Consider the following 14481-nt stretch of genomic DNA (forward strand, 5'->3'; position numbering starts at 1 on the left):
CTCCCAGCTCCAGCCCGGCGGCCGACGGCACCGCAGCCGTCGGCCTCCGGGGTTGCGCCCTACCGGTACGGGTTGTCGTCGTTGCACCCGGGGAGGGCGTCCGCGCCGAAGTCCTCCATGTCGTCGATGAACCCCAGCGTCTCGTCGTCGTCCTCGCGCCGGGTGGTGGTGATCTCGACCATGACAGCGGTCATGCTGTGCTTCCTTTCTGTCCGTGCTGGCAGTAGGTGTTCAGTGGTGCCTTCGCCTCCTGGTAGCGCTTGGCCAGCGGTCGGCAGACCGAGCAGTCGGCGGAGAGCTGGCAGCCGGAGCAGCCACCGGTGCGAAGCATGAGGCGGTCGGCGATTCCGCCGAGCCGGGCGAGGCCTTGGACGCCCTCGGCCATGAGATCGATCTGCTCATCGCGGCCGACCTTGCAGATCGAGGCCCTTCCGTGCGGGTCGACGTGGAGGAACGTGTGTCCCGCGTTGCAGCCCGTGAACCGTTCGAGCGGCTTCAGGTGAGCGGGCGACTGGGACGCGAGCGATTCGGCGCCGCCGTAGATCGTCGGCGACATGTGGGTGTACTCCCGGTAGGGAAGCCCGAGTTCGTCCGCCATTTCGCGCATCCGGTCGTGCTCGTGCGCGTTCTGCGCGGTGACGATCAACGCCAGTTGCAAGGGAAGGCCGGCCTCGATTCCGGCGGCCAGCCCCCGTGTGACCCGTTTGAAGGCGCCCCGCCGACGGGTGAACGAGTCGTACGTCTCCACGGTCGCCCCGTAGAGGGAGACGGTGACTCTGTATGGCCTGCCGGCGGCGAGCGCCTCCACGGTGGCGGGGCTCGATAGTCGGGTGCCGTTCGTCAGGACCTCGATCATCATCCCGAGATCGTGCGCGAGCTGACACGAAGGGGTGAAATGCGGGTCGATCAGCGCCTCGCCACCTGTGATCTGGAGCCACAGGATCCCGACGTCCCGCAGGGTCAGCAGCAGGCGGCGCTTGCCCTTCCAGTCCAGGCCGGCGAACCGCTTTTCTCCGAGGTAGCAGTGCTCACAGTCGAGATCGCAGCCGAGGTTGATCTCCCAACTCGCGCGACTGTGTCCGTACATCGGGGAGTCACGGATCAGAACGGCTTCACTCGTTGGTCGGATCGCCAGCTCGGTGCCCCAGCGGGCGCGGGCGGCGCTCGCGAGCCAGAACGGGAGATCGGCCCCGGAGCCGTGGGCGCGCTCCAGCTCCCGGAACCGTTGTTCGGGCAGCTTGATGCCCTCCAGCCGACCCGGTTGCAGCACAACGAAGCTTTTGAGGAACGGACTTGCGATCAGGCTGTGCACTTTTCCTCCTCGACCGTCAGGTGTCTGAGTGGCGCAGCTGGGACTGGGCAGCCGACTTGGTGTAGAAGCGTCTGATCCGGTCCGAGGAGCCAGGAACGCGTACGTACCCGTGCTGTTCGCGGTCGTAGATCCCCCAGCACTCCAGCAGGAAGAAATGGGGGCTTCGGGAGTCGATCAGGCGGATCTCGTACCGAGACAAGGCGGAAGGAGCGCTCACCGCGACTCCCGGCCGGGCATGAACATGAGCCGGAAGGGTTGGTGCGGCGAGCCGCGAGTCTCCCGTCACGACCTGGTCGGGCGCCGCCTCGAACCAGACCACCTTGCCCTCCTCCGAGGGGTACCAGCCCCAGGAGTGGGCCAGCGCCTCCACCAGGAGCAGGCCGCGGCCGCCGGTGGCCATGTCGTCCGCCGCGCTCCTCACTGGCGGCTGCGGACTCCTGTCCGCGACCTCGACCCGGAGGCGGACTCCGGTCCACCGGACCGTGACGCGGCAGCGCTTTCCGGTGTGCTCAACGGCGTTGGCCAGCAACTCGTCGGCGCACAACTCCACGTCCCGCAGCGACTTCTCGGAGAGGAGTTCCGGCCAGGACCGAGCCACATGCACCACCCACAGTCGGGCGAATCTCACCGCAGCCGTGGTCGGTTGCACCTCTTGGGACTTCGGCATCGGGAGTACAGCGCAGTCGTCGGTGTTCATCAGCCCTCCCGGACTGGGGCGTTGATCGGCGCGGCGATGAGCAACCGCACGGTGGTTCGACCTTCGGAGCGACAGGACTCGATGGCCCTGGCAGGCTCGAATCCAGTGAACCGGCCCAACAACACGATCGGTATGCCTGTCGACACGTAGAGTGGTTTACGCGGTTTACAGCTCGACCTCAGGGGATCGATCGTGGCCACACGCAGGGAACCCAATCACCGCCTCAGGGAGACGATTTCAGCGGGCGGATGGACCTATGAGGCGTTAGCCCGTGCTGTGCGGTGCATCGGTGCGGAGAACGGAGAGATGCTCCTCACCAACAAGTCCGCCGTGGCCCACTGGATCAACGGCGCGCAGCCGGCCGGGCAAGTCGGCCACTACATCGCAGAGGCGCTCTCCCGCCGGTCCGGGCGTCGGGTCACCCTTGCCGAACTCGGCTTCGCCACCCCGGAAGAGTCCTTGGCGGTGAGTAGTGATCCGGTCGAGGCGGTTGCCAATCTCGGCCGTGCAGATGTCGAGCGCCGCACCTTTCTGGCTGTCGCCGCATTCACAACTGCCGGTGTAGCCATGCCGCTGCTCTACGATCCTGAGCCCATCTCGCGTCTGATGAGGGCCCGGACCGGCTTGGCTCGCATCGGTGTTGAAGAAGTTGAGGTCGTTCGGCAGATCACTGCCGCGTTCAGCGCGGCAGACGAACGACTCGGCGGCGGGCATGGGCTGACCACCGTGACCGCCTACCTGGCCGACACGGCAGCCCCGATGCTCAACGGCCGCTTCCCCAACGAAAGTGTGCGGCGGCACGCCTTCGGAGCCGTGGCCGAACTTGCCTACCTTGCTGGATGGAAACACCACGACCTCGGCCAAGAAGGCGCCGCCCAGCGTTACTACCAGGTCGGTTACCAACTCGCTGTGGAGTCGGATCCGCATGGTCACGCCGGATGGATGATGCGCACCCTGGCTCATCAGGCGCTCAGTCTCAAGCAGCCCCACCACTGTGCGGCGCTGATCGAGAATGCACTCGCTCGGAGCGTTGGTCGGGTGGATGGAAAGACCGAGGCGCTTCTTCACATCACTCACGCTCGTGCTTTCGCCGCCACCCGGGACAAGCCCGCCGCAGCCAAGGCACTCCTCGCCGCAGAGAACGCCCTCGTCCGAGACGGCGACCCGCAGCCCAGTTTCTCATTCGTCAGCGGCCCTGCGGTCGGTACTGTCGCCAGCCACACTGCCCGAACCCTCACCGACCTCGGGGACCACGCAGGAACCGAACAGCAGCACCGTGCCGCGCTGATTCGTTGGGATGCCGAGAAGTACAAGCGGGTTCACGCCCTCACCTACGCAGACCTGGGTGACAGCTTGGCTGTTCAAGCCCGAGCGGACGAGGCGGTCGCAGCCTGGGGACGTGCGCTCGACCTCATGGCCGGCATGACCTCGGATCGGACGAGAAAGGCGATTTCCTCAATCCGCCCTTGCTTGGCGATCTACCGTAGACGTGGTGTTCCTGGAGCCGTAGATCTGGAACGCCGAACACGTGAGGCACTGACATGACAGCTGTAACGCAGGAAGGACTCGACCGAGTGGACCAGCCGACCGCCGATCAGACGACTGCTCTCAAGCCCGCCACGGAGTCGATGACCCTGCTGGTCGCCGCCGTCATCGTCCATGACCTTGAAGCTCAACGTGTCGTTCTTCTCCGGCGGGGGCCCAAGGCCAAGTTCGCGCAAGGCCTGTGGGATCTGCCGGTCGGCAAGAACGAACCAGGCGAGCCGATCACGGGGACGGCGGTTCGCGAGCTCAGGGAGGAGACCGGGCTCGTCGTCGCTCCTGAGGATTTGCAACTTGCCCACGTCATCCACGGTGCTCGCGGCGTCGAGGCTCCCAACGGCTTCCTGACCGTCGTTTTCGCGGCACACCGGTGGTCCGGTGAGCTCGCGAACGGGGAACCTGCCAAGCACTCGGACGTTGCGTGGATCGGCGTCGGGGCTGTACCGGAGGAATTCGTCTCCACTACCAGGGAGGCCCTGATCAATTATCTGACCAATGGACCGAGCGTCTCTCTCGATTCGTGGCGGAGCCGATAGCCAGCGGGGAGTTTCCGACCTCCTCCCAATCCTCTTGGTCTTGGGTCGTCGAGCGCTGCCCCTCGGTATTCCGAGGGGCAGCGCATCATTTTTCTCTCTTTAAGGCAGTGGCAGGACGTGGCGGAGGGCTTCGAGGGCGTCCGGGGGGCCGTCGACGGTGAGGGTGGTGTGGGCGCCGCGGCCGTAGGTGAAGAGGATCAGTTCGCCCGGTTCGCCGGTGAGTTGGACGGTGGGGGAGCCGGTGGGGCCGACGGTGAGGGACTGGCCGTCGGGGCGGCTCAGCACCAGTCGGACGGGGGAGCGGCGGCCGGCTTCCAGGCGGGCCAGCAGGGGCAGTCGGCGCCACAGGGCTTCGGCGCGGCCGGCGGGGACCGGGGCGGGGGTCCAGTCGTCGGCGGCCCGCAGGACGTCCTCGGCGTGCACGTAGTACTCGACGGTGTTCGCGGCCTCGTCGGCGCCGGGCAGGGCGAACGGGGAGAGCACCGGCGGGCCGGAGCGGAAGAGCTTCAGCAGCTCCTCGTACGGGCGCTCGGCGTACGCGGACTGCACCCGGCGGGCCCGGTCGGCGAGGGCGCCGATCAGCAGTCCGGCCGCCGCGTCCGGGCGGTGCTCGCGGACCACCAGGTGGGCGGCGAGGTCGCGGGTGGTCCACCCGGCGCAGAGGGTGGGGGCGTCCGGCCCGGCGGCGGCCAGGAGTGCGGCGAGGCGGTGGCGTTCGGCGAGGGCGTGGTTCGACATGGCGCCACGATAGAGGCTGTCAGCGCAGGTTGCCGGTGAGCTTGGGGCCGCCCTGCTTGTTGCCGGCGGTCAGGGTGCAGGTGTAGTCCCGCCAGCCCTGCTGGTAGTTGGCCTGGGCGGGGCCGAACTGGCGGCCGTAGTACGTCTTCCCGTCGTTCTGGCGGGCCTTGGCGGCGGCCTCGGCCTCCTTGCAGCCCTCGCGCATGGCGAGCGCGATCGGGATCTCGCCGGTCAGGCCGTCGGCCAGTTTCAGGTCGGCGATCACCTGGCCGTCGTGCTCGCCGGTGCAGGGGCGCTCCTCGGCCTTGGTGATCACCGGGCTGAGCTGCGGGTGGTCGAAGCAGGCGCCGACCGGGAAGAAGGCGTACGGCGGGGCCTTGGTCGGGGTGGGTGTCGGCGTGGGCGTCGGGGTCGGGGTCGGGGTGGCCGTGGGGGCCGGCGGGGGCGGCGCGGCGGCGGGCTTGCGCTCCTCCGGCCAGAGCAGGACGGTGGCCACCACCGCGAGCAGCACGGCCAGGACGGCCACGACGGCGAGGACCAGGCCCCGGGACGGGCGGGAGTCGGCGGCTGCGGGCGGCTGCTGCTCGGAGGTCATGGCCATGAGGATGGCCCACGCGGGGCCCGCCCGGCAGGCGGTTGGCCGAAATCACCCCTTTACGGCGATGTTCGGGGTGGGGCCGGACAGGCTCCCGGGCCAGGCTTCCCGCGGTACGGATCCGGCACGGCGGTTGTGAGCGCACCGAGTAGGGGCACACCGCACAGGGGCACAGGCCGCGCCGGGGCGGCGGGCCGGACTGCAACAATGGCCCCATGTCCACCACACCCGCCACCCCCGGCACCACTGCCCTGGCCCCCGAGATCGCCGCGCGCCTCAAGCGCACCGAGGACGGCCTGCTCCCGGCGATCGCGCAGCAGTACGACACCGGCGAGGTGCTGATGCTGGGCTGGATGGACGACGAGGCGCTGCACCGCACGCTCACCACCGGCCGCTGCACCTACTGGAGCCGCAGCCGCCGCGAGTACTGGGTGAAGGGCGACACCTCCGGCCACGCCCAGGCGGTCAAGTCGGTGGCGCTGGACTGCGACGGCGACACCCTGCTGGTGAAGGTCGACCAGACCGGTGCCGCCTGCCACACCGGTGACCGCACCTGCTTCGACGCCGACGTGCTCCCGCTCGCCTGACCCCTCCGCCCACTCCTCCTGCCGGAACTCCAGAAGGTGCCGCTCGCCATGGATCTCGAAGCCTTCCGCAAGCTCGCCGTCGACACCCGGGTCATCCCGGTCACCCGCAGGCTCCTCGCGGACGGTCTCACCCCGGTCGGCCTGTACCGCAGCCTCGCCGAGGAGCGGCCCGGCACCTTCCTGCTGGAGTCCGCCGAGCAGGGCCGCAGCTGGTCGCGCTACTCCTTCGTCGGCGTCCGCAGCGCCGCCGTCCTCACCGTCGGGGAGGACGGCGAGGCCCGCTGGCTGGGCACCCCGCCGGTCGGCATCCCGACCGGCGGCGACCCCTTGCAGGTGCTGCGCGCCGCGCTGGAGGCGTTGCACACCCCGCGCCGCGACGACGACGGCCTGCCGCCGCTCACCGGCGGCCTGGTCGGCTACCTGGGCTACGACGTCGTCCGCCGGCTGGAGAAGCTGCCCGACCTCAACCCGGACGACCTGCGGCTGCCCGAGCTGACCATGCTGCTCGCCACCGACCTCGCCGTGCTCGACCACGTCGACGGCACGGTGCTGCTGATCGCCAACGCCGTCAACCACAACGACCTCGCCAGCGGCGTGGACGAGGCCTACGCGGACGCGGTGGCCCGGCTGGACGCCATGGAGGCCGACCTGCTCAAGCCGGTCGACCCGGGCCTGGCCACCTTCACCCCGGCCGGGCCGGGCGAGGCCCGCTCCCCGTTCGGCGGCGCGCCGTACCGGGCGGCGGTGGAGGTGGTCAAGGAGCGGATCCGGGCCGGCGAGGCCTTCCAGGTCGTCCCCTCGCAGCGCTTCGAGGCGCCCTGCCCGGCCTCGGCGCTGGACGTCTACCGCGTGCTGCGCACCACCAACCCCAGCCCGTACATGTACCTGTTCCGCTTCCCGGGGCCGGACGGCACCGCCGAGGGCGGCTTCGACGTGGTCGGCTCCAGCCCGGAGGCGCTGGTCAAGGTGACCGGCGGCGAGGCGATGGTGCACCCGATCGCCGGGACGAGGCACCGCGGCGCCACCCCGCACGAGGACGCGGCGCTGGCCGCCGAGCTGCTCGCCGACCCCAAGGAGCGGGCCGAGCACCTGATGCTGGTCGACCTGGGCCGCAACGACCTGGGCCGGGTCTGCGAGCCGGGCAGCGTGGAGGTGGTCGACTTCATGCACATCGAGCGCTACAGCCACGTGATGCACATCGTCTCCACCGTCACCGGCCGGGTGGCGCCCGGGCGGACCGCCTTCGACGTGCTGACCGCCTGCTTCCCGGCCGGCACCCTGTCCGGCGCGCCCAAGCCCCGCGCGATGCGGATCATCGAGGAGCTGGAGCCCACCCGCCGCGGCCTGTACGGCGGCTGCGTCGGCTACCTGGACTTCGCCGGGGACTCCGACACCGCGATCGCGATCCGCACCGCCGTGCTGCGCGACGGCACCGCCTTCGTGCAGGCCGGCGCGGGCGTGGTCGCGGACTCCGACCCGCACGGGGAGGACACCGAGTGCCGCAACAAGGCGGCCGCCGTGCTGCGGGCCGTCGCCACCGCCAATACGCTGCGGACGCCGGAACTGTCGTAAGTCGTAAGTCGTACGTCGTACGTCGTCAGTGTCGTCAGTGTCGTCAGTCGTCGAGGGAGGCGGCCGGGATGTCCGAGGTGTCGCCCGACGAACTGCGGCGGGTGGTGGTGCTCGATGCGGCCGCCCAGATCGAGGACCAGTTGGGCGGGCACGGCCGGGTGCTGTCCGGCGCCGTGATCGACGCCCCGGCCGGGGCCCCCGACCTGATCCCCGACCTGACGGTGACCGCCCCGGGGGCGGAGCCCGACGGCCGGGGCCGGTACCCCCAGGGCGCCGTCGAGGCCGTCCTGGAGGTGGCCCGGTCGCACCTGGCCGCGGCGGCGCTGGCGTACGCGTGCAGCGGGATCCCGCTGTACGTGGTGGTCGACCCGGCGGCGGCGGCCTGCACCGTGCACACCGCGCCGTCCGTCGACGACGGGTACCGGGAGGCGGAGCGGGTTCCGTTCGGCAACGATCTCTTCCTGCCGCTCGCCGGGCGGACGCTGGTGCTGCGGACGGACGAGTTCCCGGCCGGGCCGCCCACCCCGGGTGCGGGGCCGGACGCCGGGCGGGGGATAGTGGACGGGTGAGCGCACCTGACCAGACCCCCGTACCCGCCCCGCCGGCCCCCGCGTCGGGCCGCCGGACGCTCGGCGTGATGCTCCTGCTGACCGTGCTGAGCGCCGTGCTGGTGCTCACGGCCGTCGGCCGGGTCTGGGCCGAGGGCCGGGCCGGCACCCTGGCGGTGTCCGTCTCCGGCGGCGCGATCTCCGAACTCCCTGGCGGGCTCGCCCTGGTGGGGCTCGCGGCGGCCGTCGCGGTGTTCGCGGTGCGCGGCGCGGGCCGGCTCGCGGTCGGCGCGCTGACCCTGCTGGCGGGCCTCGGCGCGGCCGCCGCCTCGGCCGCGGGCGCCGGGGACACCGCCGCGCTGGACGCCGAGGCGGCCCGCAAGCTGGCGCTGTCCGGCTCGGTGGCCACCGAGGTCGGCCACACCGGCTGGCCCTGGGTGGCGCTGGCCGGCGGGCTGCTGCTGGCCGTCGCCGGGCTGCTCACCCTCCGCTACGGCCGGAGCTGGCCGGCCATGGGCAGCCGCTACGAGGCGCCCACCCGCAAGGCCCCGGCGAAGAGCGACACCCCGGCCGACCTGTGGAAGGCGCTGGACCGGGGCGAGGACCCGACCACGGTCTGAGCGCGGGGTCTGAGTGCCGGCCTTGAGCGCCGGGCCCGGGCTTCGGGCCCCAGCGGGCCTCAGCAGCCCTCAACGGGCCTCAGCAGCCCTCAACGGGCCCCGGCGCCGGTGTGACGCGATAGACCCGCCACCCGCTTTGGGCCGCCGGTGTGTGGCCCGGCACAATGGAACCCGTCAACCCGCCGGCGGCCCCGCAGGCCCGGCCGGGCCCCGAGAGGCTAGGAGCACCACTCAGATGGCAGCAGCAGCACACGGTCACACCACCGCCGCCTGGACCGGCGTGACCATCACGTTCATCGGTTTCGGGATCGCGGGGGTCGCGATGATCCTCCCGTCGGTGATGCTGGTCTGGGCCGGCATCGCGGTCATCCTGGCCGGCGGTGTGGTCGGCAAGGCCATGTCGATGGCGGGCATGGGCAAGCAGCCGAGCGCCAACGTGTACACCTCGCACGAGGAGCAGCGCGCGGCCCGGGCCGCCGTCGCCGCCTGACGACGGACTCCTCGCAGTAGATACGACTCGTAGCAGTACGACTCGCAGCAGTACCGACTCGTAGCAGTACCGAACGGCGGGCGCGCCACGCCCGCCGTTTCGTTCTGTCCGGGCCAGGCCCGGGCAGAATCGGGGCGTGACCTCCGCCTCCACCACCTCCGCCCTGCCGCCCGTCCTGCGCCGGCTGGGTCCGCCGCTGGCCGCGCTGGCGGCGGTGGCCGTCCCCGCCGTCTACGTCGCCGCGGTGGACCCGAACACCCCCGGGCACTACCCCGACTGCCCCTTCCTGGCCGCCACCGGCTGGTGGTGCCCCGGCTGCGGGGGGCTGCGCTGCGTCCACGGGCTGGCCCACGGGGACTTCACCGGCGCGCTGCACGACAACGCCGCGGCCGTCCTGCTGTTCGGCGTCCTGGCGCTGCTGTGGCTGCGCTGGGCCTGGGCCGCGCTGACCGGCGCCGGGCCGCGGCCCAGGCCCCCACTCGGGGCCCGGCGCTGGGTGCTGGTCCTCCTGCTGTTGCTGGTGTTCACGGTGGTGCGCAACCTGCCCGTCGGGGCGGGGCTGGCGCCCCTGCTGGTTTGATCGCCCGCGCCGACGGGTAGCGACCCGCGCGGGCTGGCGCACCGGTCCACAGCGGGGCCCGTACATCGGTCCACTTGGTCCGCACCGCACGTCCGGGCGGTGCCGGAGAACCGGTGAAACCGCAGTTGGGAGCCGCCCAGGGGGGCGTCCGGCACGCGAGACGCACACCGGGCGGATGCGCCCCGCGCCCCCGGGTGCCGATACCATCGAAGTGCCGCCGGGCCACCGCCCGGACGGCTCGTCGCCGGCGAACGAACAGAAATGTTGGGGGCACTTCGCGTGAGCGAGCGAACCATTGACAGGTGCGTGTTGCGCGCAGCGCCTGCTGAGCGAAGCGAGGTGTGCGCATGAGTGTGCTCGACACGATCATCGAGGGGGTCCGTGAGGACCTCGCCGAACGGCAGGCCCGGGTCTCCCTGGACCAGCTGAAGGAACTCGCCGCCAAGGCCCCCGAGGCCAAGGACGGCGTCGCCGCGCTCAAGGGCGACGGGGTCCGGGTGATCTGCGAGGTGAAGCGCTCCAGCCCGTCCAAGGGCGCGCTGGCCGCGATCGCCGACCCGGCCGCCCTGGCGGGCGACTACGCGGCCGGCGGCGCCGCCGCGATCAGCGTGCTCACCGAGCAGCGCCGCTTCGGCGGCTCGCTGGCCGACCTGGACGCCGTCCGCGCGGCGGTGGACACCCCGCTGCTGCGCAAGGACTTCATCGTCACCGCCTACCAGTTGTGGGAGGCCCGCGCGCACGGCGCCGACCTCGCGCTGCTGATCGTCGCCGCCCTCGACCAGTCGGCCCTGGTGTCGCTGATCGAGCGGGCCGAGTCGATCGGCCTCACCCCGCTGGTCGAGGTGCACGACGAGGAGGAGATCAAGCGCGCGGTGGACGCCGGGGCGCGGATCATCGGCGTCAACGCCCGCAACCTCAAGACCCTCGAGGTGGACCGCAACACCTTCGGCAACGTCGTCCACGCCATCCCGGACAGCGTCGTCAAGATCGCCGAGTCCGGCGTGCGCGGCCCGCTGGACGTGATCTCCTACGCCAACCTGGGCGCCGACGCCGTCCTGGTCGGCGAGTCCCTGGTGACCGGCAAGGACCCGCGCGCCGCGGTCGCCGACCTGGTCGCGGCCGGCGCCCACCCCGCCGTCCGGCACAAGGACTGACCCGCCGACATGAAGATCGCCACCCGCCTCGCCCCCGGTTGCCGCCCGCGCGGCTGCCGCGCGCCCGCACGCCGGGTGCTGGGGCGGCGGGTGCGCTACGTGATCGGCTGCGAGCCCGGGCAGGTGCCGGGCCGCCGATGGCGACGGACATCCGGCTGAGCCCAGCCACGAGACGTCCCTGTCGTCATCTCCCAAAGGACTCCACCATGTCCGACAAGTCCGCGAAGGACTACCTGCCCGGCGCCCAGGTGCCGGACGCCCGAGGCTACTTCGGTGCCTACGGCGGCCGCTTCATCCCCGAGGCACTGGTCGCCGCCGTCGAGCAGGTCGCCGAGGAGTACGAGAAGGCCAAGGCCGACCCGGCCTTCGCCGCCGAACTCGACGGCCTGCTCAAGGACTACACCGGCCGCCCGAGCCCGCTGACCGACGTGCACCGCTTCTCCGCCGAGGCGGGCGGCGCGCGCGTCCTGCTCAAGCGCGAGGACCTCAACCACACCGGCTCGCACAAGATCAACAACGTGCTGGGCCAGGCCCTGCTCACCCGGCGGATGGGCAAGACCCGGATCATCGCCGAGACCGGTGCCGGCCAGCACGGCGTGGCCACCGCCACCGCCTGCGCCCTGTTCGGCTTCGACTGCACCATCTACATGGGCGAGGTCGACACCCAGCGCCAGGCGCTGAACGTCGCCCGGATGCGGATGCTCGGCGCCGAGGTGGTGTCCGTCACCTCCGGCAGCCGCACCCTCAAGGACGCCATCAACGAGGCGTTCCGCGACTGGGTCGCCAACGTGGACTCCACCCACTACCTGTTCGGCACCGTGGCCGGCCCGCACCCCTTCCCGATGATGGTCCGCGACTTCCACCGGGTCATCGGCGTCGAGGCCCGCCAGCAGGTGCTCGACCGCACCGGGCGGCTGCCCGACGCCGTCGTCGCCTGCGTCGGCGGCGGCTCCAACGCGATGGGCATCTTCCACGAGTTCATTCCCGACGCCGGCGTGCGCCTGATCGGCTGCGAGGCCGCCGGCGAGGGCGCCGACACCCCCAAGCACGCCGCCACCCTCACCAAGGGCGACCCCGGCGTGCTGCACGGCTCGCGCACCTACGTCCTCCAGGACGAGGACGGCCAGACCATCGAGTCGCACTCCATCTCCGCCGGCCTCGACTACCCGGGCGTCGGCCCGGAGCACGCCTGGCTGAAGGACACCGGACGGGCCGAGTACCGCCCCGTCACCGACGACGCCGCCATGCAGGCGCTGCGGCTGCTGTCCCGCACCGAGGGCATCATCCCGGCCATCGAGAGCGCCCACGCGCTGGCCGGCGCCCTGGAGCTGGGCCGCGAGCTCGGGCCCGAGGCCACCATCCTGGTCTCGCTCTCCGGGCGCGGCGACAAGGACATGCACACCGCGGCCGAGTACTTCGGCCTGTACGACGAGCCGGCCGGCGGTTCGGCCCACGACGCGGCCCACGGGGGTAAGTGACCATGGCATCGAAGCTCAGTGGCATCCTGGCGGCCGCCAAGGCCGAGGACCGCGCCGCGCTGATCGGCTACCTGCCGGGCGGCTTCCCGACCGTCGACGGCGGCATCCGGGCGATCAACGCGCTGATCGAGGGCGGCTGCGACATCGTCGAGGTCGGCCTGCCGCACTCCGACCCGGTGCTGGACGGCGCCGTCATCCAGACCGCCGACGACATCGCGCTGCGCGGCGGCGTGCGGATCAAGGACGTGCTGCGCACCGTCCAGGAGGTCGCCACCGCCCACCCCGAGGCGGCGGTGCTGGTGATGACGTACTGGAACCCGGTCGACCGCTACGGCACCGCGCGCTTCGCCGCCGACCTCGCGGCCGCGGGCGGCGCCGGCTGCATCCTGCCGGACCTGCCGGTGGAGGAGTCCGAGGAGTGGCGCAAGGCGGCGGACGAGCACGGGCTGGACACCGTGTTCGTGGTCGCCCCCAGCAGCAAGGACCCGCGCCTGGCCGAGGTCACCGCGGCCGGCAGCGGCTTCGTCTACGCGGCCGCCGTGATGGGCGTGACCGGGACCCGCGCCCAGGTCGGCTCGCTCGCCGAGGACCTGGTCGCCCGCACCCGGGCCACCACCGACCTGCCGGTCTGCGTCGGCCTCGGCGTCTCCACCCCCGAGCAGGCCGCCGAGGTGGCGGGCTTCGCCGACGGCGTGATCGTGGGCTCCGCGTTCGTGAAGCGGATCCTGGAGGCCGGCGACGACGAGGCGGCCGCGCTGGACGCGGTGCGCGCCCTGGCCGGCGAGCTGGCGGCGGGCGTCCGCCGGCGCTGACCCTCGTACCACCTGACGGCCCGTCGCTCCTTCCGGGGGCGGCGGGCCGTCGCGCTTGCGTGCGCCCGGCTCGCCGGGCGGCGGCGCTCGCGCGGCCCCGAACGGGTGAACAGCTACGGGCACACGCATCAGGCGGGGTTGACCGGCGTTGAGTGGAGGGACGAGTGCACGAACGAGGTGTACGGGGGTTGCCGAGCGAGCGAAGGAGTGAGCCGGTGCCGGGTCTCCATCGGGCCGTTCTGCTGCGGGCGGCCGCCGCCGCGCTGGCGCTCGGCGCCGCCGTCGGAGCGCACACCGAGGTGGGGCAGGCGCTGGCCAAGCGCGGTGCCGAGCGGGCCGTGCGGGACGCGTACGCCTGCGCCGAGGCGGCCCGCTGGGACGCCGCCGAGCGGGCAGCCCACCCGCACCACGAGGGCCGCGCCGACCTGTTCGACCCCGGCCGGCCGCCCGGCTGCCGCTCCTGAGGGCCGCGCCGACCTGTTCGGCCCGGGGCGCCCGCCCGGCCTCCCGCCCGGTCACCGGCTCCTGAACGGACGTTCGCCGGATTCGGACACACCATCACCAGACGTCACCCATCCGGCTTAATTCCTGAATATGGAGGAACCGCCCTTCATCCCTTACGGTTCATCAGGAAGTGAACGAGTTTCCCGAGGGGGGTTCCCTGATGGCCGGCCCGGCAGCGCAGCCCGGTGACACGGCGCCCGCGCCGCCCGCCCGGCGGCCGGTGCCGGCCTGGAGTCCGTGGCTGGGCACCGTCGTCCGGCTCGGCCTCGCGGTGGTCTGGGGCTGGGCCGGCCTGGCCAAGATCGCCGACCCGGCGGAGGCCGCCCAGGCCGTCCGCGCCTACGAGATCCTGCCCGAGGGCCTGGTCAAGCCGGTCGGCTACGCCCTGCCCTTCCTGGAGCTGGCGCTCGCCCTGCTGCTGGTGATCGGCCTCGGCGTCCGGATCGTCGCCGGCGTCTCCGCGCTGCTGCTGCTCACCTTCATCGCCGGGATCGCCGCCGCCTGGGCGCGCGGCATCTCGATCGACTGCGGCTGCTTCGGCGGCGGCGGGCACGTCGACGCCTCGCAGACCGAGTACCTCCAGGAGATCCTGCGCGACACCGGGTTCCTCCTGCTGGCCGGGTGGCTGCTGTGGCGGCCCCGCACCAGGTTCTCGGCGGACGGCTGGCTGGCGAGCTGACCGGCCGGCCCCGCCGCACCCCCACCCCACCCCACGA

General features: G+C 72.1%; 19 protein-coding genes. 14 read left to right on the forward strand and 5 right to left on the reverse strand.

Features of this window, described 5'->3' with window-relative positions; all coding sequences use genetic code 11:
* Nucleotides 1-59 precede the first annotated feature (59 nt).
* Genes AB0O19_RS09815 through AB0O19_RS09825 form a run of 3 tightly spaced genes read right to left on the reverse strand, consistent with a single transcriptional unit; the run spans nt 60 to nt 2009 of the window.
* Complete coding sequence (locus AB0O19_RS09815) at nt 60-194, reverse strand: hypothetical protein (RefSeq protein ID WP_363618922.1); 135 nt, start codon at nt 192-194, stop codon at nt 60-62.
* Nucleotides 191-1312: a radical SAM protein gene (locus AB0O19_RS09820; protein WP_363618923.1), complete on the reverse strand. Its 1122-nt coding sequence runs from the start codon at nt 1310-1312 to the stop codon at nt 191-193. The genes AB0O19_RS09815 and AB0O19_RS09820 overlap by 4 nt, the downstream gene beginning before the upstream one ends.
* A 16-nt stretch (nt 1313-1328) precedes the next feature.
* Nucleotides 1329-2009 carry an ATP-binding protein gene (locus AB0O19_RS09825; RefSeq protein WP_363618924.1) on the reverse strand — a complete coding sequence of 227 codons (681 nt, stop codon included), beginning with the start codon at nt 2007-2009 and terminating at the stop codon, nt 1329-1331.
* A 192-nt stretch (nt 2010-2201) separates the two neighbouring features.
* On the opposite strand from AB0O19_RS09825, the gene AB0O19_RS09830 reads away from it, so the two are divergent.
* A complete protein-coding gene (locus tag AB0O19_RS09830) occupies nt 2202-3554 on the forward strand; it encodes a tetratricopeptide repeat protein (protein WP_363618925.1) in 1353 nt (450 codons plus the stop codon).
* 29 nt (nt 3555-3583) lie between these two features.
* On the forward strand, nt 3584-4087 hold the full coding sequence (locus AB0O19_RS09835) for an NUDIX domain-containing protein (protein ID WP_363618926.1): 504 nt from the start codon (nt 3584-3586) through the stop codon (nt 4085-4087).
* A gap of 99 nt (nt 4088-4186) precedes the next feature.
* On the opposite strand, the gene AB0O19_RS09840 is transcribed toward AB0O19_RS09835, so the two are convergent.
* Together AB0O19_RS09840 and AB0O19_RS09845 are read right to left on the reverse strand one after the other, a co-directional pair.
* Nucleotides 4187-4825 (reverse strand): TIGR03085 family metal-binding protein, encoded by a 639-nt coding sequence (locus AB0O19_RS09840; RefSeq protein ID WP_363618927.1) that lies wholly within the window; start codon nt 4823-4825, stop codon nt 4187-4189.
* Nucleotides 4826-4844: 19 nt separating this feature from the next.
* A complete protein-coding gene (locus tag AB0O19_RS09845; RefSeq protein ID WP_363618928.1) occupies nt 4845-5420 on the reverse strand; it encodes a hypothetical protein in 576 nt (191 codons plus the stop codon).
* Nucleotides 5421-5635: 215 nt separating this feature from the next.
* Here AB0O19_RS09845 and hisI point away from each other — a divergent pair, with 215 nt between their 5' ends.
* The 12 genes from hisI (at nt 5636) to AB0O19_RS09905 (ending at nt 14444) form a co-directional block, all read left to right on the forward strand.
* Nucleotides 5636-6007 carry a phosphoribosyl-AMP cyclohydrolase gene (hisI, locus tag AB0O19_RS09850; RefSeq protein ID WP_063347172.1) on the forward strand — a complete coding sequence of 124 codons (372 nt, stop codon included), beginning with the start codon at nt 5636-5638 and terminating at the stop codon, nt 6005-6007.
* A 48-nt stretch (nt 6008-6055) separates the two neighbouring features.
* Complete coding sequence (locus AB0O19_RS09855) at nt 6056-7579, forward strand: anthranilate synthase component I (RefSeq protein WP_363618929.1); 1524 nt, start codon at nt 6056-6058, stop codon at nt 7577-7579.
* A gap of 68 nt (nt 7580-7647) precedes the next feature.
* A complete protein-coding gene (locus tag AB0O19_RS09860) occupies nt 7648-8148 on the forward strand; it encodes a Uma2 family endonuclease (protein WP_363618930.1) in 501 nt (166 codons plus the stop codon).
* The gene (locus tag AB0O19_RS09865) at nt 8145-8747 is read left to right on the forward strand and encodes a TIGR02234 family membrane protein (protein ID WP_363618931.1); all 603 of its coding nucleotides are present in this window, start codon (nt 8145-8147) and stop codon (nt 8745-8747) included. Before AB0O19_RS09860 ends, AB0O19_RS09865 begins: the two co-directional genes overlap by 4 nt.
* A gap of 235 nt (nt 8748-8982) precedes the next feature.
* Entirely contained in the window at nt 8983-9237 is a 255-nt protein-coding gene (locus AB0O19_RS09870) for an HGxxPAAW family protein (RefSeq protein ID WP_350885707.1), read from the forward strand.
* Nucleotides 9238-9373: 136 nt separating this feature from the next.
* Nucleotides 9374-9817 carry a DUF2752 domain-containing protein gene (locus AB0O19_RS09875; RefSeq protein ID WP_363618932.1) on the forward strand — a complete coding sequence of 148 codons (444 nt, stop codon included), beginning with the start codon at nt 9374-9376 and terminating at the stop codon, nt 9815-9817.
* A 347-nt stretch (nt 9818-10164) separates the two neighbouring features.
* A complete protein-coding gene (gene trpC, locus AB0O19_RS09880; protein ID WP_363618933.1) occupies nt 10165-10971 on the forward strand; it encodes an indole-3-glycerol phosphate synthase TrpC in 807 nt (268 codons plus the stop codon).
* A gap of 9 nt (nt 10972-10980) precedes the next feature.
* Nucleotides 10981-11130, forward strand: a complete 150-nt coding sequence (locus AB0O19_RS09885; protein ID WP_167745855.1) for a hypothetical protein — start codon at nt 10981-10983, stop codon at nt 11128-11130.
* 47 nt (nt 11131-11177) lie between these two features.
* Nucleotides 11178-12449 carry a tryptophan synthase subunit beta gene (gene trpB / locus AB0O19_RS09890; protein WP_350885701.1) on the forward strand — a complete coding sequence of 424 codons (1272 nt, stop codon included), beginning with the start codon at nt 11178-11180 and terminating at the stop codon, nt 12447-12449.
* Between the two features lie 2 nt (nt 12450-12451).
* Nucleotides 12452-13261: a tryptophan synthase subunit alpha gene (trpA, locus tag AB0O19_RS09895; protein WP_363582796.1), complete on the forward strand. Its 810-nt coding sequence runs from the start codon at nt 12452-12454 to the stop codon at nt 13259-13261.
* Nucleotides 13262-13476: 215 nt separating this feature from the next.
* Nucleotides 13477-13725, forward strand: coding sequence for a hypothetical protein (locus AB0O19_RS09900; RefSeq protein ID WP_350885697.1), 249 nt, complete (start codon nt 13477-13479; stop codon nt 13723-13725).
* Nucleotides 13726-13925: 200 nt separating this feature from the next.
* Nucleotides 13926-14444, forward strand: coding sequence for a MauE/DoxX family redox-associated membrane protein (locus tag AB0O19_RS09905; RefSeq protein WP_363618934.1), 519 nt, complete (start codon nt 13926-13928; stop codon nt 14442-14444).
* Nucleotides 14445-14481 lie beyond the last annotated feature (37 nt).

Source organism: Kitasatospora sp. NPDC091276 (assembly GCF_040684355.1).
Taxonomy (GTDB): Bacteria; Actinomycetota; Actinomycetes; order Streptomycetales; family Streptomycetaceae; genus Kitasatospora.